The sequence below is a fragment of the Janthinobacterium sp. TB1-E2 genome (assembly GCF_036885605.1).
GTDB lineage: Bacteria > Pseudomonadota > Gammaproteobacteria > Burkholderiales > Burkholderiaceae_D > Janthinobacterium > Janthinobacterium aestuarii.
The window spans coordinates 2,278,448-2,300,085 of record NZ_CP142523.1; the positions used below are offsets into that span (position 1 = coordinate 2,278,448).

General features: G+C 62.0%; 20 protein-coding genes and 2 tRNA genes. 17 read left to right on the forward strand and 5 right to left on the reverse strand.

Annotated features, from left to right (window positions below; all coding sequences use genetic code 11):
- The first annotated feature begins 13 nt into the window (after nucleotides 1–13).
- The 4 genes from OPV09_RS10315 to OPV09_RS10330 all read left to right on the forward strand — a co-directional run bounded on the left by OPV09_RS10315 (nucleotide 14) and on the right by OPV09_RS10330 (nucleotide 2,166).
- A complete protein-coding gene (locus OPV09_RS10315; protein WP_034786145.1) occupies nucleotides 14–217 on the forward strand; it encodes a hypothetical protein in 204 nt (67 codons plus the stop codon).
- 135 nt (nucleotides 218–352) lie between these two features.
- Entirely contained in the window at nucleotides 353–1,642 is a 1,290-nt protein-coding gene (gene serS / locus OPV09_RS10320; protein ID WP_314606863.1) for a serine--tRNA ligase, read from the forward strand.
- 76 nt (nucleotides 1,643–1,718) lie between these two features.
- A tRNA-Ser gene (locus OPV09_RS10325) sits at nucleotides 1,719–1,808 on the forward strand.
- Between the two features lie 268 nt (nucleotides 1,809–2,076).
- A tRNA-Ser gene (locus OPV09_RS10330) sits at nucleotides 2,077–2,166 on the forward strand.
- A gap of 159 nt (nucleotides 2,167–2,325) precedes the next feature.
- Here the strand turns inward: OPV09_RS10330 and OPV09_RS10335 are convergent.
- The gene (locus OPV09_RS10335; protein ID WP_338681543.1) at nucleotides 2,326–2,946 is read right to left on the reverse strand and encodes a hypothetical protein; all 621 of its coding nucleotides are present in this window, start codon (nucleotides 2,944–2,946) and stop codon (nucleotides 2,326–2,328) included.
- A 129-nt stretch (nucleotides 2,947–3,075) separates the two neighbouring features.
- Between OPV09_RS10335 and hisC the strand changes: the two genes are divergently transcribed.
- From hisC to OPV09_RS10350, 3 genes are all read left to right on the forward strand, one after another.
- On the forward strand, nucleotides 3,076–4,131 hold the full coding sequence (hisC, locus tag OPV09_RS10340) for a histidinol-phosphate transaminase (protein WP_338681545.1): 1,056 nt from the start codon (nucleotides 3,076–3,078) through the stop codon (nucleotides 4,129–4,131).
- A gap of 186 nt (nucleotides 4,132–4,317) precedes the next feature.
- The gene (locus OPV09_RS10345) at nucleotides 4,318–4,647 is read left to right on the forward strand and encodes a PadR family transcriptional regulator (protein ID WP_034758635.1); all 330 of its coding nucleotides are present in this window, start codon (nucleotides 4,318–4,320) and stop codon (nucleotides 4,645–4,647) included.
- Between the two features lie 11 nt (nucleotides 4,648–4,658).
- Nucleotides 4,659–5,189: a DUF2812 domain-containing protein gene (locus OPV09_RS10350; protein ID WP_338681546.1), complete on the forward strand. Its 531-nt coding sequence runs from the start codon at nucleotides 4,659–4,661 to the stop codon at nucleotides 5,187–5,189.
- A gap of 172 nt (nucleotides 5,190–5,361) precedes the next feature.
- Here OPV09_RS10350 and OPV09_RS10355 read toward each other — a convergent pair whose 3' ends face one another.
- Entirely contained in the window at nucleotides 5,362–6,015 is a 654-nt protein-coding gene (locus tag OPV09_RS10355) for an FxDxF family PEP-CTERM protein (protein WP_254671686.1), read from the reverse strand.
- A 259-nt stretch (nucleotides 6,016–6,274) separates the two neighbouring features.
- Between OPV09_RS10355 and OPV09_RS10360 the strand changes: the two genes are divergently transcribed.
- The 10 genes from OPV09_RS10360 (at nucleotide 6,275) to OPV09_RS10405 (ending at nucleotide 18,022) form a co-directional block, all read left to right on the forward strand.
- Nucleotides 6,275–7,144 (forward strand): NAD(P)-dependent oxidoreductase, encoded by an 870-nt coding sequence (locus tag OPV09_RS10360; RefSeq protein ID WP_072454830.1) that lies wholly within the window; start codon nucleotides 6,275–6,277, stop codon nucleotides 7,142–7,144.
- Nucleotides 7,145–7,349: 205 nt separating this feature from the next.
- Entirely contained in the window at nucleotides 7,350–8,414 is a 1,065-nt protein-coding gene (locus tag OPV09_RS10365; RefSeq protein WP_080698798.1) for a YeiH family protein, read from the forward strand.
- 16 nt (nucleotides 8,415–8,430) lie between these two features.
- Complete coding sequence (locus OPV09_RS10370; protein WP_338681547.1) at nucleotides 8,431–9,780, forward strand: D-amino acid dehydrogenase; 1,350 nt, start codon at nucleotides 8,431–8,433, stop codon at nucleotides 9,778–9,780.
- Between the two features lie 29 nt (nucleotides 9,781–9,809).
- The gene (locus OPV09_RS10375; RefSeq protein WP_034758622.1) at nucleotides 9,810–10,625 is read left to right on the forward strand and encodes a thiazole synthase; all 816 of its coding nucleotides are present in this window, start codon (nucleotides 9,810–9,812) and stop codon (nucleotides 10,623–10,625) included.
- Nucleotides 10,626–10,695: 70 nt separating this feature from the next.
- Entirely contained in the window at nucleotides 10,696–11,703 is a 1,008-nt protein-coding gene (locus OPV09_RS10380; protein ID WP_338681548.1) for a porin, read from the forward strand.
- 225 nt (nucleotides 11,704–11,928) lie between these two features.
- Nucleotides 11,929–13,743 (forward strand): sulfoacetaldehyde acetyltransferase, encoded by a 1,815-nt coding sequence (gene xsc / locus OPV09_RS10385; protein WP_338681549.1) that lies wholly within the window; start codon nucleotides 11,929–11,931, stop codon nucleotides 13,741–13,743.
- A gap of 188 nt (nucleotides 13,744–13,931) precedes the next feature.
- Entirely contained in the window at nucleotides 13,932–14,933 is a 1,002-nt protein-coding gene (pta, locus tag OPV09_RS10390) for a phosphate acetyltransferase (RefSeq protein ID WP_072454827.1), read from the forward strand.
- A 1-nt stretch (nucleotide 14,934) separates the two neighbouring features.
- On the forward strand, nucleotides 14,935–15,696 hold the full coding sequence (locus tag OPV09_RS10395; RefSeq protein ID WP_338681550.1) for a sulfite exporter TauE/SafE family protein: 762 nt from the start codon (nucleotides 14,935–14,937) through the stop codon (nucleotides 15,694–15,696).
- A 299-nt stretch (nucleotides 15,697–15,995) separates the two neighbouring features.
- The gene (locus OPV09_RS10400) at nucleotides 15,996–16,883 is read left to right on the forward strand and encodes an RNA ligase family protein (RefSeq protein WP_338681551.1); all 888 of its coding nucleotides are present in this window, start codon (nucleotides 15,996–15,998) and stop codon (nucleotides 16,881–16,883) included.
- A complete protein-coding gene (locus tag OPV09_RS10405; RefSeq protein ID WP_338681553.1) occupies nucleotides 16,883–18,022 on the forward strand; it encodes an AAA family ATPase in 1,140 nt (379 codons plus the stop codon). Before OPV09_RS10400 ends, OPV09_RS10405 begins: the two co-directional genes overlap by 1 nt.
- 4 nt (nucleotides 18,023–18,026) lie before the next feature.
- Here OPV09_RS10405 and OPV09_RS10410 read toward each other — a convergent pair whose 3' ends face one another.
- The 3 genes from OPV09_RS10410 to OPV09_RS10420 are packed head-to-tail and all read right to left on the reverse strand — an operon-like array spanning nucleotide 18,027 to nucleotide 21,617.
- Nucleotides 18,027–19,757, reverse strand: coding sequence for a cobaltochelatase CobT-related protein (locus OPV09_RS10410; protein ID WP_338681555.1), 1,731 nt, complete (start codon nucleotides 19,755–19,757; stop codon nucleotides 18,027–18,029).
- Nucleotides 19,754–20,728, reverse strand: coding sequence for an AAA family ATPase (locus tag OPV09_RS10415; RefSeq protein ID WP_319993587.1), 975 nt, complete (start codon nucleotides 20,726–20,728; stop codon nucleotides 19,754–19,756). Before OPV09_RS10415 ends, OPV09_RS10410 begins: the two co-directional genes overlap by 4 nt.
- A 40-nt stretch (nucleotides 20,729–20,768) precedes the next feature.
- Nucleotides 20,769–21,617, reverse strand: a complete 849-nt coding sequence (locus OPV09_RS10420) for an IclR family transcriptional regulator (protein WP_425324035.1) — start codon at nucleotides 21,615–21,617, stop codon at nucleotides 20,769–20,771.
- Nucleotides 21,618–21,638 lie beyond the last annotated feature (21 nt).

Consider the following 21,638-nt stretch of genomic DNA (forward strand, 5'->3'; position numbering starts at 1 on the left):
CAGGAGTTACATCATGAACGCACTGAAAAACATGGAAATCACCTTTGTCGCCGCCGCCATCATTGCCATCGGCGCCAGCTTCGCCACCGCCGGCGCGAATACCGTGGAAGTGAGCGCCAGCAGCACTGTGATCGCCCAGGCTGCCGACAGCACGATGCCTGTCGTCACCGTCAGCGCCCGCCGCCTGACCGCTGCCGAAAAAGCCGCCTTTATCTAAGCGCTGGATGTAAAGCGGGCGCGAGTGCCCAGCCATGCCGCCATGACGATGGCCGGCCATGTGCAAAACTCATAAAGAACTGAACGGGTCTTGGTACAATGAGTGCTTTCGATACATCGGCACCGCCATCCACCCATGATAGATATCCAACTTCTCCGTAAAGACATCGCCACCGTCGCAGAACGCCTGGCGACGCGCAAATTCCAGCTCGACGTGGCAGGTTTTACCGCCCTCGAAGCCGAACGCAAGGCGATCCAGACGCGCACCGAAGAGCTGCAGGGCAAGCGCAATGCGCTGTCCAAGCAAATCGGCATGTTGAAAGGCAAGGGGGAAGACACCTCGGCCGTGATGGCACAAGTGGCCGGCCTGGGCGATGAGCTGAAAGCCGATGAAGCGGCCCTGACCGTGGTGCAAGCCAAGCTGAGCGATTTCATCATGGCCGTGCCGAATTTGCCGCACGAATCGTCGCCTGTGGGCATGGACGAGTCGGGCAACGTGGAAGTGCGCAAGGTCGGCACGCCACGCAGCTTCGATTTCGAGGTCAAGGATCACGTCGACGTGGGCGGCCCGCTGGGTCTCGACTTCGAAGTGGCCACCAAGCTGACCGGTTCGCGCTTTTCCGTCATGAAGGGCGGCATCGCCCGTCTGCACCGTGCGCTGGCGCAATTCATGCTCAACACCCACGTGGACGAGCATGGCTACACGGAATGCTATACGCCGTACATGGTCAACGCCGATTCCTTGCGCGGCACGGGCCAGCTGCCGAAATTCGAAGCCGATCTGTTCTCGGTGAAAAAAGGCGGCGCGGAAGGCGAGGGCGAGACCTTCTACCTGATCCCGACGTCGGAAGTATCGCTGACGAATATCGCGCGCGATGAAATCCTCGCGCTCGATCAATTGCCACTGAAAATGACGGCCCACACGCCATGCTTCCGTTCGGAAGCGGGCAGCTATGGCCGCGACACGCGCGGCATGATCCGCCAGCACCAGTTCGACAAGGTGGAAATGGTGCAAGTGGTGCATCCGGACACCTCGTACCAGGTGCTCGATGAAATGGTCGGCCACGCGGAAACGATTCTGCAACGCCTGGGCCTGCCATACCGCGTGATGTCGCTGTGCACGGGCGACATGGGTTTCGGCGCCACCAAGACCTTCGACCTGGAAGTGTGGCTGCCGGCGCAAAACACCTACCGCGAAATTTCGTCGCTGTCGAACTGCGAAGCCTTCCAGTCCCGCCGCATGCAAGCGCGTTTCCGCAACGCCGCCGGCAAGCCGGAACTGGCGCACACCCTGAACGGCTCCGGTCTGGCAGTGGGCCGCACTTTGGTCGCCGTGCTGGAAAATTACCAGCAGGCAGACGGCAGCGTCGAGATCCCGGCCGTGCTGCGCCCGTACATGGGCGGCCTGACGCATCTGAAGGCCTAAAATAGTCCTTTTCTTTTCGCTGCGGGCTGCTATAATCTTGCCTTCTCGCAGCAATGCGGGAAAGACCGCAGCAAATGGAGAGGTGGCAGAGTGGTCGAATGTACTTGACTCGAAATCAAGCGTACGTTAAATCGTACCGTGGGTTCGAATCCCACCCTCTCCGCCAGAACAAATAGAGAAAGCTCCCGAAAGGGAGCTTTTTTTATTTGTGGCGGCGGAAAGGAGTACGCCCCCTGCGGGGCGTACGCGTGGGATTCGAAGACGAGCGCGTACTCGCGCGAGGCTCCCCGAATCGTCAAATTGGGTTTGGTTCTAAATGCCAGCCCTCAATTGCAAATCACCAATAAACCCCTACCCAACCCAACAACACCCATGCTAAAATAGCGCCTCGTTCAAACCGGCACGCCAGTTTGAATGAATAGACCGCAGTAAACGGAGAGGTGGCAGAGTGGTCGAATGTACTTGACTCGAAATCAAGCGTACGTTAAATCGTACCGTGGGTTCGAATCCCACCCTCTCCGCCAGAATACATAAGAGAAGCTCCCGCAAGGGAGCTTTTTTTATTAGTGATGCAAAAAAGCCTGCGACGTATCAATGCAGGTAGAAAAACCGCCCAAAGCGCGCAGCGCAAGGCGTTTTTTCCTCCATTCAGCTTTGAATGCCAGCACCCCCACCAACGCAAGCTAGTGCACCAGCCGCGCCACCGCAAACGCCACACCTGCCAGCGCAATCATCGTCCCCACACACGACAGGATGACAGCCGACTTCGCCTCAGCCACATCAGATCTGGTCGCATAATTGGAGCGCACCACCGCCAAGTCCAGTTTCAAGCTGCTGACATCCGTCGTGAGGACAGTGACATCCGTTTTCAGGCCGGCGACATCCGTTTTCAGGTCTGCCACATCCACCTTGATGCCAGCCACATCCACCTTCAAATCAGCAACGTCCAGCTTCACACCAGCCATGTCTTTTGCCAGTGTATTGACCTGCTCGTCCATGGTGCAATCCTCCATGCTTTTCACTCGATGCTCCTCGCATTTTTCACCCCTGTCAAACAGTGTCCCGAGGGTATCGTGCATGGCCTTGCTATTCCTCGCCAAGCGTTGCGCCAGTGCCATCGCGCGTTGCAGGTCGGCCATTCCTTCGCCCTGTAGCTGGTCTGTTGCAGTCTGCAATTCGGCAGCGATTTGTTCGCTGAGGCTGGCGGCAACCTGCAGCCATGCATTGATCTTGCGCTGGCGTGTCTGTCGCTCCAGCGCGTCAGGCCGCAGCCACGGATCGCTCAGTTTGTGCATGCTATTCATGCTGCGTCCTCTTCAGCTTCGGCCGATGCCGATGCCGTCCACGCTACCCCTCGCCGTCGCCACCCACCTTGACCCCGCTCAGCCTATGGTAATCTACCCCCTCCCATCCCGACCCCACCAATAAAAGCAATGAGCCGATTCTGGAGCAACATCGTCAGCGAGCTGACCCCCTATATCCCTGGCGAGCAACCGAAACTGCCCGACCTGGTCAAACTCAACACCAACGAAAACCCCTACGGTCCATCGCCGCAAGTCCTGGCCGCGCTGCGCGAAGCAACTGAAGACAGCCTGCGCCTCTACCCCGATCCCACGGCCAGCGAACTGAAGCAAACCCTGGCCGACTACCAAGGCTTGAACAGCGCGCAGGTGTTCGTCGGCAACGGTTCCGACGAAGTGCTGGCGCTGGCCTTCATGGCCTTGCTCAAGCACGATGCGCCGCTGCTGTTCCCGGACATCAGCTACAGCTTCTATCCCGTGTATTGCAAGCTGTACGGCATCGATTACCTCACGGTAGCGCTCGACGATGCCATGCGCATCCGCCCGCAAGACTATCAGGAGCCGTGCGGCGCTATCATCTTCCCGAATCCTAACGCGCCGACAGGCGTCGACTTGCCGCTGGCTGGCGTGGAAACGTTGCTGCGCGACCATCCCGACGCCGTGGTGGTGGTTGATGAAGCGTATGTGGATTTCGGCGGCCAGAGCGCCGTGACCCTGGTCGAACGGTATCCGAACTTGCTGGTGGTGCAGACGTTCTCGAAATCGCGCTCGCTGGCCGGCTTGCGCGTCGGCTGTGCCTTCGGGCATCCTGATCTGATCGAGGCACTGGAAAGAGTGAAGAACAGTTTCAACTCGTATCCGCTGGACCGGCTGGCGCTGGCCGGTGCCGTTGCCTCGCTGCACGACGAAGCGTATTTCCAGCAGACGCGCCAGGCCGTGATCGCCAGCCGCGAACAGCTGACGGCGGATCTGGCGGCGCTGGGTTTCGAGGTGCTGCCGTCGGTGGCCAACTTTGTCTTTGCCCGTCACCCGCAGCATGACGCGGCGCAACTGGCCGCAGGCTTGCGCGCCCGTTCCGTGATCGTGCGCCATTTCAATGCACCGCGTATCAATCAGTATTTGCGCATCAGCATCGGCAACGTGGGCGAGTGCGCGGCCCTGATGACGGCCCTGCGTGCCCTGGTGTAATTTTTTTCTTTTGTAGCGGCCACTGCCCATAGCGGCGGTGGCGCCAATTCTTTCCGAACTTATCAAAAAGTGCAGACATTCCAGCCTGTCGTGCTACTATGGCGTAAGTCGCTATATCACTTATCGATATATCAGATGACGATATAACGATTTACGCTATATCGGCTATTGCCTTTGGGGAGGAATATGGATGCATCGATAGACAAGCTGCTGCCCTTGTCGGAAGCCACATATTACATTTTGCTGGCCTTGAACGAGCCGGCGCATGGCTACGCCATCATGCAGCAAGTCGAGGCCATCAGCGAGGGCGCCGTCAAGATCGGGCCAGGCACCATGTACGGGGCGTTTGCCAACCTGGAAAAGCAGGGCTTGATCGTGATGGTGAGGGAAGCCGAGCGGCGCAAGGTCTACACCATGACGGACATGGGGCGCCATGTGCTGCTGGCGCAATTGCGGCGCTTGCGGGTGATGGTGCGCGTGGGCGAGGCGAGTGCGCCCTTTTTAGCAAAATACTGAGGTGAAACAGGATGAGTGAGCAACGGTCGCATGTCTATAAATGGTTCATCGAGCTTGATGATGGCGAGATCGAGCAATGGCTGCGTTCGCAAGCCCTGGCAGGCTGGCATTTGACGGGCTTTCGCATGCCTTGCCGGTTTACGTTTGTCCGGGGCGAACCCGCCGATGAGGTCTACCGTTTCGACTCCTTTCCTGCATGGAAGCGCAGCGCCGAGTATGACCAGCTGTGCCAGGATGCCGGCTGGGAGCTGGTGTTTTACTGGTGGGGTAGTTATTGCTGGCGCAAGCCTGCGGCAGACGGCCAGCCGAATGAGATTTACACGGATACGGCCTCGAAGATTGCCAGGCAACAGCGCTTGCTGATGTATTTCGGCTTGACCAGTTTGCTGTTGGTATTCAATCTGCTGGGCAGCCGCGACCGCCAGATGGATATGTTGCGGATGGTGCTGACAGGCGTGCAGGCAATCATGCTCTTGCCCATGTCATACCTGATCTGGCGCACCGTCAGCCGCTTGCGCCGCCTGCGCCGGCAGGCGCTTTAGGCGCATCGGGCGCTGGCAGGCTTCCCGCCATGCACGGCCATTGCGCGTCAATCAATGGAGGCAAGCGGCAGCAGGATGGGCGGTATGGAAAAGCATTCAATCTGGCGCGAGATCGTGTCCTGGATGGCAGGCCTGATACGGCTGCCGGCAGCCGTATCAGGTGCCACTTTGCTTACTGCTGGCTGGCCCGGCGGCGGCGCGCCATGAAGCCCAGCAAGCCCAGGCCGCCCAGCAGCATGCCGTAGGTGGCTGGCTCCGGTACGGCCGACACGGACAGATTATTGATGGTCGGCCAGATGCCGATCTGTCCGGCCGTGCTGACGGCCAGGTCCGAGAAGGCGCCCGTCGACAGGAAGCCGACAAACGATGCCTGTGTCGGCAATACCAGTTCGTAGGTGAGCAGCTCGCCCAGCGCATTGCGCGCGGTCAGCGTGATGCTCTGGGCACTGGCATATTCGCCGGAAAAGTTCGATCCGAAGAAGAATCCCCCCACACCGCGTACGGCACTGGAAAAGTTGGAGAACACCACGCTGTCGTCACGGTTATTGGTGCTCAGCCAGTTGTCGCTGCCCGTGCCTGCGCCGTACAGGATGGGCGAGACGCCAACGCTGCTTGCCGTGTAGGCATAGCTGCCGGCGCTGCGGAACAGCGGACCATCGAGTGCATCGATGGGCAAATCATCAAAGGTATCGACGCCGGTATTGCCGGCCGCTGCCAGATAGGCGGACTGGCTGGTAAAGACCGTGATGTCGGCGTGTGCGGCGCTGGCGGCGAACAGCAGGGCGGCGGCGCTGATGATTTTCATGCGGGTGAGTGAGGTTTGCAAGATCGACTCCTTAACGAGGGTTGGGAAAAGGATGCGGCAAAAAGTTTCCTTATTTGTAATGCCAGTTCAATGTAATATTAAATAGAAAAAAATACAACATAAATTATTTATGATAATTTTGATCTTGCATATGTAAATCGCTGATGTTTGCCAATTGCTAATGCCTGGCGGTCTGAGTTGGCGCCTGGCGGCACGATGCTGCTGGCGCGGGCCATTTGTGCAACAATAATCAGATTCATTCATCGACAGGACGGACAATATGGCAAAAGTGGCATTTATCGGTTTGGGCGTTATGGGTTTCCCTATGGCAGGCCATCTGGCGGCGGGCGGGCACGACGTCACCGTGTACAACCGCAATCCGGCCCGCGCGGCCGCCTGGCTGGAGCAATACAAGGGCAGCAGCGCCGCCACGCCGGCCGCCGCCGCTGCGGGCGCCGAGTTCGTCTTCACCTGCATCGGCAACGATAACGACCTGTATCAAGTGATCCTGGAAGAGGGCGGCCTGCTGTCCGCCATGGCGCCGGGCAGCATCCTGATCGACCATACGACGGCCTCGGCCGAGGCGGCGCGCACCATCCACGCGGCGGCAAAAGAAAAGGGCGTGTTCTTCCTCGATGCGCCCGTGTCCGGCGGCCAGGCTGGCGCGGAAAACGGCAAGCTGACCGTGATGGTGGGCGGCGACGCGGAAGCGTATGCACGTGCCGAGCCCGTCATCGCGCTGTTCTCGCGCGCCGTCACCTATATGGGCGCCTCCGGTTCCGGCCAGCTCACAAAAATGGTCAACCAGATCTGCATCGCCGGTCTCGTGCAAGCCTTGAGCGAAGGCATCGCCTTTGCGGAAAACGCGGGCCTCGATGCGGCGCTGGTGGTCGACGTGATTTCCAAGGGCGCGGCGCAGTCGTGGCAGCTGGAAAACCGGGGCAAGACCATGATCGAACGCAAGTTCGACTTCGGTTTCGCCGTCGACCTGATGCGCAAGGACCTCGGTATCTGTATCGCCGAAGCCAAGCGCAACGGCAGCGACTTGCCCGTGACGACCTTGACGGACCAGTTCTATGGCGAAGTGCAGCAGGCGGGCGGCAACCGTTACGACACGTCCAGCCTGATTACCCGCCTGAACAAAAAGTAAAGTTTAACTCGTCAGTAGCGAGCGGCGCGTCCCTGCGAAGGGCCGCGCCGCTCGTCGTTTACGGTGCTGACATCATTAAAACGTCAGTTTCCGGAACATCCGGTTTCGATTTTCATGGAAAAGCATGGACTTCGCTAGCTCATCGTGTATTATTAAAAAACGAGATGAAATGTCCCAATTTTTAAAACATTATGAGCGGACCCGCATGAAAACCAACTCCTCAGCGATAACACGCGTTGTCGACAAGAACATCCCCTACCTGTCTTCCGCCGTTGCCATCTGGCGTCCCCGCGCCGTGCTGCGCAGCTGGCCCGGCGTGGCCATCGCACTGGTGATCGCCCTGTCGGCCACCTTCATTTCCAGCAATTACGGTGGGCCCCAGCTGCTGTACGCGCTGTTCTTCGGCCTGGCTTTTCACTTCCTCGCGTCGGACCCCACCTGCAAGCCCGGCATCGAGTTTTGCAGCAAGGTGCTGCTGCGCACGGGCGTGGCCCTGCTGGGCGCGCGTATCACCTTCAACCAGATCGCCTCGGTCGGTGTGACGCCGTTATTGATCGTCGTCGGCGGCCTGGTGGCCACTTTGGGCTTTGGCTATCTGCTGGCCAAGTGGCTGAAACGCCCCATCACGGAAGGTATTTTGTCCGGCGGCTCGGTCGCCATCTGCGGCGCGTCGGCCGCGCTGGCCATTTCCGCCGTGCTGCCGCAAACTAAGGAAAACGAAAAATTCACCCTGCTGACGGTGGTCGGCGTGACGACCTTGTCCACCCTGGCCATGATCGTTTACCCGCTGCTGGTCAAGCTGCTGGGCTTTGACCCGACGGAAGCGGGCGTGTTTATCGGCGGCACCATCCATGACGTGGCGCAAGTGGTGGGCGCCGGCTACCTGGTCAGCAACCATACGGGCGACGTCGCCACCTTCGTCAAACTGACGCGCGTGGCTTGCCTCGTGCCTGTCGTGCTGGGCCTGTCGATCATGTTCAAGCGCAAGGAAGGCAAAAGCGAAGTCGATGCGCCGCCGCTCGTGCCCTTTTTCCTGATCGGTTTTGTCTGGCTCGTCATTACCAACAGCCTGGGCCTGATTCCGCAGGAAGTGAATGGCTGGATCAACAATGCTTCGCGCGCCTGCCTCGTCATCGCCATTGCCGCGCTGGGCGTCAAAACGTCGTTCCAGTCGCTGGCCTCGCTGGGCTGGCGCCCCGTGATCATGCTGGTGATGGAAACCGTGTGGATCGCCGCCTTTGTCGCCATCGCCGTCCTGCTGACCCGTTAAGCGAGCCGAGCCCGCCATGAAGATCCTTGTCCTCGGCGCCGGCGTGGTCGGCACGGCATCGGCCTGGTACTTGCGCCAGGCGGGCCACGATGTGCGCGTGCTCGAGCGCCAGGCGGGCGCCGCGCAGGAAACGAGCTTCGGCAATGGCGGGCAGATTTCCGTCTCGCACGCGGAGCCGTGGGCCAATCCCGCCACCCTGTGCAAGGTCGTGCGCTGGCTGGGCAAGGACGATGCGCCGTTGCTGTTCCGTCCCCGCCTCGATACGCTGCAATGGCAGTGGGCGCTGCATTATCTGCGCGAATGTCTGCCATCGCGTGTGTCGCGCAATATGCGCCAGATCGTCGCGCTGGCCGAGTACAGCCGCCAGAGTCTGCAAGCCCTCCGGCGCGAAACGGGCATCGCGTATGACCACCTCGAGCGGGGGATATTGCATTTCTATACGGACCAGCAGGAGTTCGATAAATCGCAGTCGGGCGCCGCGCTCTTGCGCGAACTGGGCTGCCCGCGCAACACCGTCAGCGCCGATGAAGTGATCCGGCTGGAACCGGCCCTGCGCCATGCGCGCAGCCAGATCGTCGGCGGCGATTTCACGGCCAGCGACGAGTCGGGCGACGTGCATTTGTTTACCACGGCGCTGGCGGCCCGCGCGGCTGCGGCCGGCGTAGATTTTCAGTACGGCACGACGGTGACGCGCTTGCTGGCCGATGGCGAACGCATCACGGGCGTGGAATGCATCGATGCGCAAGGCCGCCACCGCCTGGAATACGCGGATGCCGTCGTGGTGGCCATGGGCAGCTTTTCCGCACCGCTGCTGCAGCCGCTCGGTATCCGCCTGATGCTGTATCCAGGCAAAGGTTATTCCGCCACATATCCGATACGCGACCCCGCCAGCGCACCGTCCGTGTCGCTGACGGACGATGGCCACAAACTGGTGTTTTCGCGCCTGGGCGAGCGCCTGCGCGTGGCCGGCACGTGCGAGCTGAACGGCTACACGCGCGAACTGAACCCCGTGCGTTGCGCCGCCATCACGCGCAGAGTGCAGGCGCTGTTCCCTGATGCCTGCGATTACAGCGACCCCGTCTACTGGGCCGGCTTGCGCCCGCTCACGCCATCGAACGTGCCGTACATCGGCACCACGCGCTACCGCCAGCTGTTCCTCAACACGGGCCACGGCACCCTGGGCTGGACCATGGGCTGCGGCGCGGGCAGGGCGATCGCCGAGCTGGTCTCGGGGCGGCGGCCGGAAGTCGATTTTGCGTTTTGCGGGGAACGCTTGGTGCCGCAGTCTGCGGCAGAGGAGTTCCGGGGTCAGACCCGCCGGGGAAATGTACCCCAATGGGGCACATTTCAATCCCGACGGGACTGACCCCAGCTTTAACTTAGGAGAGCACCACGATGAGAGACGACGCCACCCCCAGCCAACCACCGGCCGGGCTGACCCTGGCCGGTACCACCTACCAGTCGCGCCTGCTGGTGGGCACGGGTAAATACAAGGATTTCGAGGAAACGCGCCTAGCCATCGAAGAGAGCGGCGCCGAGATTGTCACCGTCACCATCCGGCGCGTGAATATCGGCCAGGAAAAGGGTGAGCCGAACCTGCTCGATTTCATACCGCCATCGAAATACACGATCCTGCCCAACACGGGCGGCTGCTACAACGCGCGCGACGCCGTCTATACCTTGCAGCTGGCGCGCGAGCTGCTGGGCGGGCACCAGCTGTGCAAGCTGGAAGTGCTCGGCGATGAAAAGACCCTGTTCCCGAACATGCCGGAAACATTGAAGGCGGCGCAGGAACTGGTGCGCGACGGCTTCCAGGTGATGGTGTATTGCAGCGACGACCCCATCCAGGCGCGCATGCTGGAAGACATCGGCTGCATCGCCGTCATGCCGCTGGCGTCCCTGATCGGCTCTGGCATGGGCATTCTGAATCCGTGGAATCTGTCCCTGATCATCGAGCAAGCCCGTGTGCCCGTGCTGGTCGACGCCGGTGTCGGCACGGCGTCGGATGCGGCCATCGCCATGGAACTCGGTTGCGACGGCATCCTGATGAATACCGCCATCGCGGCGGCGCGCGAACCGGTACGCATGGCGCGCGCCATGAAACTGGCAGTGCAGGGCGGACGCGAGGCCTATCTGGCCGGACGCATGCCCCGGAGAGCGGGCGTCATGAGCGCCTCACCCTCGTCGCCGATGGCCGGGCTGATCGCCTGAGCCCGATTTGTAGCAAGGCAGTTGATTATCGTTTCAAGCGTTTATAAAAACCACAATACCTGGAGATGACATGAAACACACACTCGTAGCGGCAGCCATCCTGGCCTCCTTCGCCGGCAACGCCAGCGCCCAATCGTCCGTCACCGTGTACGGCTTGCTCGACGCGGGCCTGACGTCCGAACACGGCGGCGCGGACGGTTCCGTCACCAAGCTGGCCACCGGCGTGCAATCGGGCAGCCGCATCGGCTTCAAGGGCACGGAAGACCTGGGCAACAACCTGAAAGCCAATTTCGTGCTGGAAAATGGCCTCGACGTGGATACGGGCGCCAACCGTCAGGGCGCCCTGTTCGGGCGCAAGGCTTACGTGGGCCTGTCGGGCGGCTTCGGCGCCGTGAACCTGGGCTTGCAGCACAACCCGCTGTTTACCGCGCTGGACAATATCGACCCCTTCGAGACGGGCATGACGGGCGCTTCGATCAACCTGATGAGCGTGGCCAGCCTGCGCACGAAAAACTCGATCATGTACGAGACGCCAAAGGTGAACGGCTTGTCGGCCGCCGTGATGGTTGGCCTGGGCGAAAAGCCGGACAGCAACACCCTGGGCCGCACCATCGACTTTTCCATCGATTACGCCAACGGCCCGCTGGTGCTGACCCTGGCCCACGACAACCGCAAGGACACGCCGCTGAACACGGCCAAGGTCACCTTGCTGGGCGGCACCTACGACTTCGGCCCCGCCAAGCTGCACGCCGCGTATGAGACGGACAAGGATGACGCGGGCACGGATTTCCGCAGCTACATGCTGGGCGCGTCGGCCCCCGTGGGCGCGGCGGGCAGCGTGATGGCGTCCTACATCAAGAAGGATGACCGCACGAATGCGCGCCGCGGCGGGCGCCAGCTGGCCATCGGCTACACCTATGCCTTGTCCAAGCGCACGAATCTGTACACCTCGTACGGGCGCATCAACAACGATGGCGCTGGCACCAATTTTGTCGGCGACGCATCGAGCGGCGGCAGCGTGCCCTTGCCTGGGCATAACTCGAGCGCCTTCACGGCCGGCATGCGTTTGAAGTTCTAAGCAAGGCGACGCGGGTAGAGATGGCGGCTTGTCTGTTGCGGATAAGCCGCCATTGTTGTTTCAGCAGTGGTGCACATGCATGGATTCCGGATTCAGGAATGAAACAGTCCGATTTTTCATGAATTTTCATTGACAGCACATTTCGCAACCGTTAAATTGAACACGTATTTCAAATATCGGAACAAAATATACCGATTTTTTATAAAACCGTAAGGAGACTGAGCCATGACCGATTTGTCCGACCAAAAAGCCGCCGCAGCCGCGATACCTGTTGGCCCGCAAAAAATGACGCCTTCCGAAGCGTTCGTGGAAACCCTGGCCGCCAATGGCGTGACCGACATGTTCGGCATCATGGGCTCGGCCTTCATGGACCCGATGGACATTTTTGCGCCCGCCGGCATCCGCCTGATTCCTGTCGTGCACGAGCAGGGCGCCGGCCACATGGCCGACGGTTACGCCCGCGTCTCGGGCCGCCATGGCGTGGTCATCGGCCAGAACGGCCCCGGCATCAGCAATTGCGTGACGGCGATTGCCGCCGCCTACTGGGCGCATACGCCGGTCGTCATCATCACGCCGGAAACGGGCACCATGAGCATGGGCCTGGGCGGCTTCCAGGAAGCGAACCAGTTGCCGATGTTCGAGGAATTCACCAAGTATCAAGGTCATGTGACCAATCCGGCCCGCATGGCGGAATTCACGGGCCGCTGCTTTGACCGCGCGATGTCGGAAATGGGCCCGACGCAACTGAACATCCCGCGCGACTATTTCTATGGCGAAATCAAGGCCGAAATTCCAAAGCCGAACCGCCTGGACCGTGGCGCCGGCGGCGAACAAAGCCTCAACGATGCGGCCGAACTGCTGGCGAAAGCCAAGTTCCCTGTCATCATCTCGGGCGGCGGTGTCGTCATGGGTGAAGCGATTGACGAGTGCAAGGCCCTGGCCGAACGCCTGGGTGCACCCGTCGTCAACAGCTATCTGCACAACGACTCGTTTCCCGCCAGCCACCCGCTGTGGTGCGGTCCATTGGGTTATCAAGGTTCGAAAGCGGCGATGAAACTGATCGCCAAGGCCGACGTCGTCGTCGCTTTAGGTTCGCGCCTGGGCCCGTTCGGTACCTTGCCGCAGCACGGCATGGATTACTGGCCGAAAAACGCCAAGATCATCCAGATCGACGCCGACAACAAGATGCTGGGCCTGGTCAAGAAAATCTCCGTCGGCATCTGCGGCGACGCCAAGGCGGCCGCCAAAGCGATCCTGTCCCGCCTGGACGGCAAGAGCCTCGACTGCGACGCGACGCGTGACGAGCGCTATGCCACCGTGCAAGCGGAAAAGGCCGCGTGGGAAGAGGAGCTGACCAACTGGACGCATGAGAAAGATGCATACAGCCTGGACATGATCGAAGAGCAAAAGAAAGAGCCGGGTAACTACCTGCACCCGCGCCAGGTGCTGCGCGAGCTGGAAAAAGCCATGCCGGAAGACGTGATGGTGTCGACCGACATCGGCAACATCAACTCGGTGGCGAACAGCTATCTGCGCTTTGAAAAGCCGCGCAGCTTCTTTGCGGCGATGAGCTTTGGCAATTGCGGTTACGCATTCCCGACCATCATCGGCGCGAAAGTGGCGGCTCCCCACCGTCCGGCCGTGTCGTATGCGGGCGATGGCGCCTGGGGCATGAGCCTGATGGAAACGATGACCTGCGTGCGCCACAACATTCCCGTCACGGCCGTGGTCTTCCACAACCGCCAGTGGGGCGCGGAAAAGAAAAACCAGGTCGATTTCTACAACCGCCGCTTCGTTGCCGGTGAACTCGACAACCAGAGTTTCGCCGAGATCGCGCGCGCCATGGGTGCCGAAGGCATCACGGTCGACAAGCTGGAAGACGTGGGCCCGGCCTTGAAGAAGGCGATCGACATGCAGATGAATGAAGGCAAGACGACCATCATCGAAATCATGTGCACGCGCGAGCTGGGCGACCCGTTCCGCCGCGATGCGTTGAGCAAACCTGTGCGGCATCTGGATAAATATAAAGACTACGTTTGATGTGATGGTGTTGTTGGATTACGCCCTGGCGGGCTAATCCAACCTACGCAAGCTACGCGTGGTGCCGGCGTAATCCGACACCACCCTGACCGATCCTTGTATGACCCCGGCCATGCCGGGTTTTATGTGCCGGAGCCATGCCTCATGCTTCCATGGTTCCGGCATTTTTTTACCGAATTGGAGTTCCCATGAAAGCCCTGCACCGCATCATCGCCCAGGCCCGCGCCGTGCCGAAACATATTGTCTTGTGCGAGGGTGACGACATGCGAGTTTTGCAGGCGGCCGCGCGTGCCGCTGCGGAAGGCCTGGCCCACATCACCATCGTCGGCCAGCCTGCCGCCATCCTGGCGTTGGCGCAGGAACACGCGCTGGACCTGGACGCCGTGCGCCTGGTCGACCCGGCGCAGTCCAGCGAGTCGGAACACTACGCCCAGCAATTGTTCGTGTTGCGCCAGGCCAAGGGCATGACGGTGGAGCAGGCGAGGAAAGCCGTGCAAGATCCGCTGTGCTACGCCAACCTGATGGTGCGCCTGGGCGACGCGGACGGCTGCGTGGCGGGAGCCGTGCACACGACGGCCGACGTGGTGCGCAGCGCCATCCAGATCATCGGCGTCGATCCGGCCTTCAAGCTCGTGTCGAGCTTTTTCCTGATGATGCTGTGCGAACCTTTTCACAGCCTCAAGGGCGGTTTCATCTTTTCCGACTGCGCTTTGGTGGTCGATCCGAAAGCCGAGGAATTGGCCGACATCGCCATGGCGGCCGCCGACAGCGCCCAAGCCTTGCTGATGGAAGAACCGCGCGTGGCCATGCTGTCGTTTTCCACCAGCGGCAGCGCCCACCACGCGGCCGTCGACAAGGTGCATGCGGCAACAGACCGGGTCAAGGCCCAGCGTCCGCTGCTCGCCATCGATGGCGACGTGCAGCTGGACGCGGCCATCGTGGCCGAGATTTCCCAGCGCAAGGTCAAGGATTCCGTCGTCAACGGCCGCGCGAACGTGCTGGTGTTCCCGAACCTCGACGCGGGCAATATCGGCTACAAGCTGGCCGAACGCATGGGCGGCGCCGTCGCCATCGGCCCCTTGCTGCAAGGCTTGAAGAAGCCGGCCAACGATCTGTCGCGCGGCTGCAGCGCCGACGATGTCTATAACGTGATTGCGGTCACGTCCGTGCAGGCTCAGGGTGGGCGCTGAGTTGTTCAGCTGGCCCGTGCTGGCGCTGCTGGGCGTGGTGGCGGCGGGCACGTATTTCCAGACCGTCACGGGCTTTGGCCTGGGCATGATCGTCATGGGCGTGGCCAGCGGCCTGGGCCTGGCGCCCGTGCCGGCGCTGGCGGCCCTCGTCAGCCTGCTGTCCCTGGCCAATTGCCTCGTGGCCTTGCCGGGCGCCTTGCACCACCTGGACTGGCGCGCCATTCGCGCCGCCAGCATCGGCTTGCTGCCGGCCATGGCGGCCGGCGTCTTGCTGCTCGGCTACCTGGACCAGGCGTATGCGCCGCTGCTGCACCTGTTGCTGGGCGGGGCCATCGTGTATGGCGGCGTCAGCATCTTGCTGCAAGCGCCGCCTGGCCCCGGCGCGGCCGACAAGCGAAGCTTCTTCATCAGCGGCGTGTGCGGCGGCCTGTTCTCGGGCCTGTTTTCGCTGGCCGGACCACCGCTCGTGTACCAGTTCTACCGCCAGGAAATGAGCTTGAAGACCATCCGCTACAGCCTGATCTTTTTATTTGCCATCAGTGCGGGCGGGCGCTCGCTGATGGCGGGCAGCCAGGGCCAGCTCGACGCGAAAGTGCTGCTGCTGTGTGCGCTGGCCTTGCCCGTGGGCGTGCTGGCCACGATGGCCGGCAAGCACTACCCGCCGCCGATCGCCCAGCGCGGCATGCGCCGCATCGCGTTTGCCGTGCTGACCCTGATCGGCATTTCGCTGATGGCGGCGGCCGTGCCGCAATTGCTCGGCTAGTTTCCAAACGTGCGGCGCTTGCAAAATAGTCAAACTGCCGTTATATTCCCCGTTCTTTCTCGAACCTCTTCCTTATTGGAGCCAAAAGTGCCTCGCTTCTTCGCCATCACCTGCTAACGCTGACGAAATGCTCTTTGCAGCATCGTTCGGCGCGTTGACGCCCTCGATTGCTGCGGCACTGCTCTTGCTCTTCCCGCACACGCATCCGAGACCCTGGTCTTGATCGTCCACGCCCGAACACGTCGTCAGCACCCCTGACCCTGTATGGACACGCCCCGGTGAACGCGGCGTGGGACGCTATGTTTTTACAATCTTTACCCTTATTCAAATACCCGCGCACGCCGCACCTGGAAGGCTCGCGCCTGCAGGATGGCGACGACGGCTCGGACCAGATGCCCGTGAAAAAGCTGGCCGGCCAGTACGTCGTCATCGAGGAAAAAATCGATGGCGCCAACTCCGCCGTGTCGTTCAGCGATGCGGGCGAGGTGCTGCTGCAGTCGCGCGGCCACTACCTGGCGGGCGGCGGCAGCGAACGCCAGTTCAACCTGTTGAAACCGTGGGCGCATGCGCACGAACACGCCTTGTTGGGCTTGCTGGAAGACCAGTATGTGCTGTTTGGCGAATGGTCGTACAGCAAGCATTCCGTGTTTTACGACCGGCTGCCCCATTACTTCAACGAGTTCGACGTGTATTGCCGCCGCAGCCAGATGTTTTTGTCGACGGCGCGCCGCCACGCCATGCTGGCCGGCTCGCCAGTGCTGTCCGTGCCCGTGCTGTATGCGGGGGTGATGCCGGCCACGCCGAAGCAGTTGTGGCAGCTGCTGCACCATTCGCTGGCCAAGTCCAGTCTGTGGCGCGACGCTTTTGAAACTGCGGTGGCGCGCGAACGCCTGCCGCTGGATCTGTGCTGGAAGCAGACGGACAAGTCCGACCACGCGGAAGGCCTGTACCTGAAGGTGGAGGATGACGAGCAAGTACTGGCCCGCTACAAGCTGGTGCGCCATGACTTTACGCAAACCATCCTCGACAGCGGTTCGCACCACAGCACGCGGCCCTTGATCCCGAACCAGCTGGCCGAGGGTGTGGACCTGTACGCGCCGCAGCCGCTCGTCACGTGGGAAAGCCTGGGTTTGCATACTTGCCGTTCGCTCGACGAACTGGCAGCTTTCTCAAGGAGTACAAAATAATGAACTGGAAAACCCTGCAGCAACTGGTGCCCATGCCTGGCCAGTCGCCCGATTTCAACGCTTGCCTGGCCGCCTTCCCGCAGCTGGAACTGGCCAAGACGACGCCGCAAAACCCCGTGTACCACGCGGAAGGCGATGTGTGGACGCATACGATGATGGTGGTGGAGTCCTTGCTGGCCATGCCCGACTACCAGGCTGCCACGCGGGCGGAACAGGAAATCGTGTTTCTCACCGCCTTGCTGCACGACGTGGCCAAGTGCAGCACCACGGTGATCGACCCGGTGACGGGCGTCATCGGCCAGCCCGGCCACTCGCGCAAGGGCGCCCTCGATGCGCGCATCGCCTTGTGGGATTGCGACGTGCCGTTTGCCGCGCGCGAGGAGATCTGCCGCCTGATCAATGTGCACCAGGTGCCGTTCTTTGCGCTGGAAACGTCGCGGCGCGGCGTCACGCCCGAGTTCACCGTGCGCGAACTGTCGTGGCAAGTCGATATCCGCCTGCTGGCCATGCTGGCAGAGGCCGATATCCGCGGGCGTATCTGTCCCGATCCGCAGCGCATTTTGGATGCCATCGAGCTGTTCCGCGAGCTGGCGCGCGAGGAGGGCTGCTATGGCCAGCGGCGCGCCTTTGTCGACGATCACACGCGCGTCAAATATTTCCGCGGCGCCGAGGCGCATCCCGACTATCCGCTGTTCCAGGAAGCGGGCTCGCGCGTGATCGTGATGTCGGGCTTGCCCGCGTCGGGCAAGAACACGTGGGTGGAGAAGCACCATCCGCGCCTGCCCGTCGTGTCGTTTGACGATGCGCGCACGGCCCTGGGCTTGAAGCACGGCAAGAACGAGGGGCAGGTGGGCGACTATGCGGAAGAGCGGGCGCGCGAATTGTTGCGCAAGGGCGAACCGTTCGTGTGGAACGCCACGCACCTGTCGAAACTGATGCGTGAAAAGACGCTCAACCTGCTGTACAAATACCACGCGCAGGTGGAGCTCGTGTACCTGGAGCAGCCGCGCAAGGAGTTACTGCGGCGCAATGGCCAGCGCGACACGTCGCTCAGTAACAAGAAGCTGCAAGCGATGCTGTGGAACTGGGAAATTCCGCTGCCGATGGAGGCGCACACGGTGCGTTACGAAGTGAGCTGAAGGCTTAGCGCTTGCGTCCACCGAGCAACTGCGCGATCTCGCTGAACAGCTCATTGTTCAGCGAGGCGGGCAGGGCGGTGGCCAGGCTGCGGCTGTAGTAGGCGCCCAGGTCCAGGCCCAGTCCCAGCCCGCAGATTTCCACGGCACCCTGCGCTTCTCGGCGCGCCACCACGTGTTTCAGATGTTGCGCCAGGTAAAACTCGTCGTTGGCCAGGTTCGTGGCTGTGTCCATCGGGCAACCATCGGACACGACGAGCAGGATGCGCCGCCGTTCCGGGCGCGCCAGCATGCGCGTGCACGCCCAGTCCACGGCTTCGCCATCGACGCCTTCGCGGTACAGATCCGCTTTCAGCAGGGCGGCGATGTCGGGCCGCGCGCGGCGCCAGCTGGTATCGCCATCCTTGAAAACCATGTGCACGAGTTCGTTCAAGCGGCCCGGATTGGCGGGCGAGCGGGCGCGCAGCCAGTCGCGCTTGGCTCGTCCGCCGTTCCACGCGCCCGTCGTAAAGCCCAGCAACTCCGTGGCAACGCCGGCCTGGTCCAGTGCGCGCAGCAATATGTCGAGCAGCACGGCCACGGATTCCGCATGCGTCTTCATGGAACCGGAGCAATCGACGAGAAAGGTGACGAGGCAATCAGCTTGCGGCAGGAATTGTTCCTTGCGAAACAGCCTGCGCTCGGATGGCGAGCTGATCAGTTGCGCCAGCCGGCGGCCGTCGATATACCCCTCTTCCTCGCCAAACGACCAGCCGTCGCGCTCGGGCACGGCCAGCAATTGCGTAAAACGCCGCGCCAGGCGGGCCGTGTTGATGCCCAGGCTGGCGATGCGGGCATCCATGCGTTCGCGGTATTCGAGCAGCAGGGCGCGGCGCACGAGTTCGCCCGCTTTTTCTTCGCGGTCGTATGCCGTGGAGTAGGCACGGTATCCGCCATCGCCATCGCTGAAGGCGCGGCTCTCGCCCAGCGGGGCGGCGTCGGGAAGGTGGTCGTTGTCGCTGTCGAAATCGAGCAGCAGCTTGAAGGCCGCCTGCGCCTTGGCGTCGCCGGCATCGCCCTCGTCGCCATCGCGCGCCGTTTGCGTGTCTTTCAGCATGGCGTCGACGGCGTGGCTGATGGCCAGCGCATGGCGCGCAAAGGCGGCTTGGTCGGCGCGGTGGCGGCGCAATCCCGCCAGGTCGCCGCTCAGTGCGGAAGAAACGGACCAGCGTGTCGCTTCAATAAAATCTTCCGTCTTTTCCAGCACGGGCCTGGCCGTCAGGCGCGACCAGCACATCTGGAATACCGTGTACAGCAGCAAGCCCGAAGCACCCTCGGCCAAGCCGGAATCGTAGAACGCGTGCGACCAGGCCGTGAAACGGTGGCGCAGGTTGCCGATCACGCCAGCGTGGTGCTCGGGCGCCAGCGTTTCCACCCTTAACTGTTCCAGCAATTCAAACACGAGCCGCGCCACGGGTTCCGCCGGGCACAGGGACTTGTGCAAGGCCGCATCCGTGTGCAGCAGACGCAGGGCCACGCTGTCGGCAGCGCCGCGCAGCGACGGCAAATCCTGCAGCGCCGCATCGGGCTGCAGATGGGCCGCATGGATGGGCAGCGGACGGTGGCCGTCGTGCAGCCGCTGGCCCCGGTAGCGTATCGAGGGAGAAGCGCTGAGGGCGCGGATGGCGCCCGCGCACAGTTCATCCGTTTCCTGCTGCTCGCGCGTGTAGGCGGCGGGCGCCGTCGCTTCCGTACTCATGCCTGGCTCGCCAGCAATTCCTCATTGAAACAGCGCTGGTAATACTCGGCCACCATGGGCCGCTCGGCCTCGTCGCATTTGTTGAGGAAGGACAGGCGGAAGGCCAGCGCCGGGTCGCGGAAGATCTGGCAGTTTTCCGCCCAGGTAATGACGGTCCTTGGCGACATCAGACAAGCCAGGTCGCCCGCCGCATAACCGTGGCGCGTGAGGCTGGCCACGGCCACCATGGCGGCGGCCAGCTGGCGGCCTGCCTCGTCGTTCATGGCGGGGACACGCGCCAGGACGATCTGCGTTTCTTCCTCCTGCGGCAAGTAGTTCAAGGTGGCAACGATGTTCCAGCGGTCGATCTGCGCGTGATTGAGCACTTGCGTGCCGTGGTACATGCCGTTCAAGTTGCCAAGGCCCACCGTGTTCGAGGTGGCGAACAGGCGGAAGTGGGGATGGGGCGTGATGACCCGGTTCTGGTCGAGCAGGGTGAACTTGCCGTCGCGCTCGAGGATGCGCTGGATGACGAACATCACGTCGGGGCGGCCCGCATCGTATTCATCGAAGATCAGGGCCACGGGCCGTTGCAGGGACCAGGGCACGATGCCTTCCTGGAATTCCGTCACTTGCTGCTGTTCGCGCAGCACGATGGCGTCCTTGCCGACCAGGTCCAGGCGGCTGATGTGGCCGTCGAGGTTGACCCGCACGCAAGGCCAGTTCAGGCGCGCCGCCACCTGCTCGATATGCGTGGACTTGCCCGTGCCGTGCAAGCCCTGCACCATCACGCGGCGGTTGTGGGTGAAGCCGGCCAAAATCGCCAGGGTGACATCCTTGTTGAAGCGGTAGGCGGGATCGATGTCGGGCACGTGCGGGTCGCGTTCCGTGAAGACGGGCACGAGCAGGTCGCTGTCGATATCGAACAGGCTGCGCACGGACTGCAAGGTTTGCGCCGCTGCGGCGGGGGGATGTTGGCGTGAATCTGGCACCTTGTTCTCCTGTGAAACCGCAGCATGGGCGCTACGGCGGTTATGTGTGAGCTGCGGAGTTACTTGATTGCAATGCATCGTCGTCCCCGCCCGTCGTCGGCATGGTTTCCGATTCGATGGCGGCCAGGGCTTGCGCGGCGCGCTGCAGTGCTGGCAAGAAATGTAAAGCCTTGTCGTGCGTCAAACGGATGATGGGCGCCTGGATCGCCACGGCCAGGTTCGAGCGGCCGTTCGGGTTCGGCACCAGCACGGCCACGCACAGCAGGCCGGGCAGGAATTCCTCGTCGTCCAGCGCATAGCCGTTACGGCGCACCAGTTCCAGTTCGCGCTCGAGCTTGACGGGGTCCGTTTCCGTCTTGTCCGTAAAGCGCGTCAATTCCATGTGGCCCAGCAGGCGGCGCCGTTGCACTGGGGTCATTTGCGCCAGGAACAGCTTGCCGCTCGACGAACAGTGGGCCGGCACGCGCGAACCGGGATGCAGGTAGAAGCGCAGCGGGGCCGCCGTTTCCACGCGGTCCAGGTACACCACTTCGCTGCCGCTGAAGGCCGTCAGGTTGCAGCTTTCGCCCACTTCCTCGACCAGCTGGCGCAAGACCATGCGGCGGGCGCCATGGAACGTGTTGTTAATCAAGAGGTTCGACGCCAGGCGGCGCAGGCGCACGCCCGTGCTGTAGTGGCGGCCATCGCTTTCGCGCTGCAGCACGCCCACGCTTTCCAGCTGTTGCAGCATGCGGTGCAGAGTGGGCTTGGGCAAGCCCGTTTCTTCCACCAGCGCTTGCAGCGACAGCAACTGGTCTTTTTCGGCAATCACTTCCAGCAAAGCAAACAAACGCATCGTGGGCGTGTCGCCTTCCAGTTTTTCCGGCTCAAGTTTTGGGGATGAAATCATGTCCATGGTGGCCTCGGTTGT

Coding starts and splice junctions, on each gene's coding strand:
- OPV09_RS10410 (WP_338681555.1), bottom strand. CDS start 19,757: ATGAGTACGGAAGCGACGGCGCCCGCCGCCTACACGCGCGAGCAGCAG.
- hisC (WP_338681545.1), top strand. CDS start 3,076: ATGAGCCGATTCTGGAGCAACATCGTCAGCGAGCTGACCCCCTATATC.
- serS (WP_314606863.1), top strand. CDS start 353: ATGATAGATATCCAACTTCTCCGTAAAGACATCGCCACCGTCGCAGAA.
- OPV09_RS10420 (WP_425324035.1), bottom strand. CDS start 21,617: ATGATTTCATCCCCAAAACTTGAGCCGGAAAAACTGGAAGGCGACACG.
- OPV09_RS10345 (WP_034758635.1), top strand. CDS start 4,318: ATGGATGCATCGATAGACAAGCTGCTGCCCTTGTCGGAAGCCACATAT.
- OPV09_RS10375 (WP_034758622.1), top strand. CDS start 9,810: ATGAGAGACGACGCCACCCCCAGCCAACCACCGGCCGGGCTGACCCTG.
- OPV09_RS10405 (WP_338681553.1), top strand. CDS start 16,883: ATGAACTGGAAAACCCTGCAGCAACTGGTGCCCATGCCTGGCCAGTCG.
- OPV09_RS10350 (WP_338681546.1), top strand. CDS start 4,659: ATGAGTGAGCAACGGTCGCATGTCTATAAATGGTTCATCGAGCTTGAT.
- OPV09_RS10400 (WP_338681551.1), top strand. CDS start 15,996: ATGTTTTTACAATCTTTACCCTTATTCAAATACCCGCGCACGCCGCAC.
- pta (WP_072454827.1), top strand. CDS start 13,932: ATGAAAGCCCTGCACCGCATCATCGCCCAGGCCCGCGCCGTGCCGAAA.
- OPV09_RS10365 (WP_080698798.1), top strand. CDS start 7,350: ATGAAAACCAACTCCTCAGCGATAACACGCGTTGTCGACAAGAACATC.
- OPV09_RS10380 (WP_338681548.1), top strand. CDS start 10,696: ATGAAACACACACTCGTAGCGGCAGCCATCCTGGCCTCCTTCGCCGGC.
- xsc (WP_338681549.1), top strand. CDS start 11,929: ATGACCGATTTGTCCGACCAAAAAGCCGCCGCAGCCGCGATACCTGTT.
- OPV09_RS10360 (WP_072454830.1), top strand. CDS start 6,275: ATGGCAAAAGTGGCATTTATCGGTTTGGGCGTTATGGGTTTCCCTATG.
- OPV09_RS10315 (WP_034786145.1), top strand. CDS start 14: ATGAACGCACTGAAAAACATGGAAATCACCTTTGTCGCCGCCGCCATC.
- OPV09_RS10370 (WP_338681547.1), top strand. CDS start 8,431: ATGAAGATCCTTGTCCTCGGCGCCGGCGTGGTCGGCACGGCATCGGCC.
- OPV09_RS10335 (WP_338681543.1), bottom strand. CDS start 2,946: ATGAATAGCATGCACAAACTGAGCGATCCGTGGCTGCGGCCTGACGCG.